General features: G+C 66.6%; 3 protein-coding genes. 2 read left to right on the forward strand and 1 reads right to left on the reverse strand.

The features are described 5' to 3' along the window. Window positions 1-1107, forward strand: a 1107-nt coding sequence (locus tag VEG08_02875) for an aspartyl protease family protein (GenBank protein HXZ26924.1), incomplete at its 5' end; no start/stop codon positions are given. 16 nt (window positions 1108-1123) lie between these two features. Here the strand turns inward: VEG08_02875 and VEG08_02880 are convergent. Further along, window positions 1124-2761 (reverse strand): NAD(P)/FAD-dependent oxidoreductase, encoded by a 1638-nt coding sequence (locus tag VEG08_02880; GenBank protein ID HXZ26925.1) that lies wholly within the window; start codon window positions 2759-2761, stop codon window positions 1124-1126. A 214-nt stretch (window positions 2762-2975) separates the two neighbouring features. Between VEG08_02880 and VEG08_02885 the strand changes: the two genes are divergently transcribed. Beyond that, window positions 2976-3164, forward strand: a 189-nt coding sequence (locus VEG08_02885; protein ID HXZ26926.1) for a hypothetical protein, incomplete at its 3' end; no start/stop codon positions are given.

The following is a 3164-nucleotide window of genomic DNA, read 5'->3' on the forward strand; positions in this document are numbered from 1 at the left end:
CACATCATCTTCCAGGCCTCGCTGAACGGGCGGCCGCCCATCGGGTGGATCCTGGACACGGGCGCCGACCAGGAGGTCATCAACACGCCGCGGCTGGCCGACTTCGGGATGAAGACCTACGGCAAGACCGCGACCACGGGCGGGGGCGGCTCGGCGGAGTACGACTACGCCACGGGCGCGACCTTCACCCTGCCGGGCGTGGAGCTGCGCAACCAGCACGTGGCGGTGATCGATCAGACCGGCCTGGAGCGGGCGCTGGGCATGCCCCTGGGAGGCATCCTGGGCTACGACTTCATCAGCCGCTTCGTGATCGAGATCGACTACGACAAGAGGCTGATGACCCTGCACGATCCGGCGAACTGGAAGTACACGGGCAACGGCCTGGTCGTGCCGGTGACCTTCGACAACGGCATTCCCTTCGCTCACGGGACGATCTCGGTGCCCACCAAGCCGGAGATCCCGGCGTACTTCGTGCTGGATTTCGGGGCGGCCGAGACCATGACCCTGACCTCGCCCTTCGTGAAGGCCAACGACCTGGCGCGGCTGGCGCAGACGGGCGCGGGCGTGAACCGCACCCCCGGTCTGGAGAACCAGTTCTTCACCCAGCAGAACGTGCGCGGGCGCATCCAGAAGCTGAAGCTGGGGCCGCTGGAGGTGGACGACATCCCCATCAACATGTCGGTCAACACCAAGGGAGCGTACGCCAGCAGCAGCTTCTCGGGGACGATCGGGGAGTCGACCTTCCGCCGCTATCACGTCTTCCTCGACTACGCCCGCAACCGCGTGATCTTCGAGCCCACCGCAGAAGCCGGCAAGCCCTTCCCGGAGCGGCGGACCTTTGGGGTGGTGGTGCTGGCCTCGGGCACCGACCTGCACACCTACACCGTGACCGGCGTGCGCAAAGACTCGCCGGCGGAGCAGGCGGGCTTCCAGAAGGGCGACGTGATCACCGGCTTCGACGGCAAGCCGGCCGGGGAATTCACCCTGGGGCAACTGCGCATCTGGCTGGCCGGCGAGGGCGAGCGTCACCAAGTGGAGGTGGCGCGCGGGAGCGAGAAGTTGACCATCCCGGTGGAGGTCAAGCTGGTGTCGCTGGACCAGAGGTAGGCTGGCGGCCGGGAGGCTACGCCCAGGCCTTCATGATCTCGGCGAAGCACTCCAGGCCGCTTTCGAGCACGGCGCTGTAGCCGCCCCCGGGCCGGGTCCACGCCCCCGCCAGGTAGAGGTTCTTGATGGGCGTGGCGTGCGGCACCCGCCGGGGCTCGGAGTTGTCCAGGGTCTGGTCCCAGCCGTAGATGGCCCCGCGATAGTTCCCGGTGTAGCGGAGGTTGGTCAGCGGCGTGCCGACCTCTCTCACTTCGATGGCCTTCGAAAGCCCCGGCAACAGCACCTTCTCGGCTTGCCGGATGAGCTGATCGGCCATGCGCTCCTTCTCGGCGCGATAGGGTGTCTTGTCGCCTTTCCGGTAGTCGCTCTCGTAGGGCTTCCAGTGATCGAAGCCCTGGAGGGTCATCAGATTGATGGTGTTCTTTCCCTGGGGAGAGTAGCCGGGAAAGAGGTTGTCGTATAGCGTGACCCCAAAGCCGGGATCGTTAAAGTCGGCGTTGAGAGCGCCCCGGTAGCTGGCTTCGCTGTCGTAGGAGGGAGAATAGAAGATCTCGGTGTCGGTGAGGCCGAGCTCCTTCACGAGGTCGCGCTTCAGCCCGAGGAAGACCTGGAAGGTGGAGAGGCTGACGCTGAAGCCGTCCATGCGGGCCAGGTAGTCCTGCAGGCGGGGATCGTTTTCCAGCAGGGTGTGGAAGGTGTCGTAGGCATTGGCATTGGAGACCACGACCTTGCCGGTGAATTCCTGCCCGTCGGCGGTGCGTAGGCCTCGGGCCGCGCCGTCCTGGGTGAGGATCTTCTGGACGCGCTGCTGCAGCAGCACTTTGCCGCCCCGCGCCTGCACGAAATCCACCAGCGCATTGCTGATCGTCTGCGAGCGCCCCCGGGGATAGTAGCCGCCCTCGGTGAGATAGGAGTAGGTGGGCAGGGCGTAGTAGATGCTCGCCAGCTTGGAGGGGGGCAGGCCGTAGTATCCCCAGAGCGCCGAGATCACGCCCTTGAGCTGGGGATCGTGGATGTGGGCATCGACGATCTCTCCCCAGGTGCTGCGCCCGAAGCGCTCCAGGTGGGGAAACTCGAGCGGGAAGCGGCTGGCATCCACCTCCCCTTTCGCGCGGGAGAGCCGGGCAAGGTCCTGCGCCAGCCCCTGGATGTCCTCGAAGAGGGCCTGGATGCCGGCTTCTTCCGCCGGAAACGCCTTGCTCAGCAGGCCGAGGTAGCCGGGGAGATCGCGGGTGGGCACGCGGAGGTCGTGGTGGGGAAAGATGGCGCGGTAGAGGTTGGGGTGAGGAACAAACTCGATCTCAGTGATCTCGGGAAAGCCCGGGATCAGGTTGTGCAGGCCGTTCCGCTCTCCCACGGTAGTGGAGTGCAGGGAGACGTCGAACTCGAATCCCCCCGGGCGGCGGAAGGAGGTGGCGTAGCCGCCGGGTTTGTCGTGCTGCTCCAGGAGCAGCGCCTTGAAGCCCTGGCGGGCGAAGCCGGCGGCGCAGCTGAGCCCGCCCAGACCGGAGCCGATGATGACCGCGTCGAATTCGTTTTCTCCCCGGGCGGCCGCCGGGCCGACCGGGAAGGAAGCCCAGTCCAGGCGTACGGCCGCCAGGCTTCCGGCGAGCGTCTTGATGAAGTCTCTTCGTTTCCACTCCGAGCCAGCCATGGTGACCTCCCCGGCACGGTCGGGTGTCACCGCCCACGATCGCGGAATGCAGACAGAGTCATTCTTCACCCCCGCGACCCCCCTGCGCGGTGACCCGGGTCACGTATTGCAGTGAGTCCCCGTTCCCACCGGCCTGGGGGCAAAGCTGCGCCACGACCTCCCGCGCCGCAACGTAAGCTGCGACTCCCGTGTTAGATTCAGAGGGGGAAGCGGCATGACGACGGTGGTGCGGGAACGGCCAGCGATCAACTGGATCGACATTCTGTTCCTGGTCTTCCTGGCGGGGCTGGCGCTGCTGGAGCCCATCGACGAGCCCCACAAGCAACTGACGCTGCTGGCCATCGGGGTGCTGCAGTTGGCGGAAGGGCGGCTGGTGGCGTGGTCGCCGCGGCGCGGCCCCGGC

Source organism: Terriglobales bacterium, assembly GCA_035624475.1.
Lineage (GTDB): Bacteria > Acidobacteriota > Terriglobia > Terriglobales > Acidobacteriaceae > DASPRL01.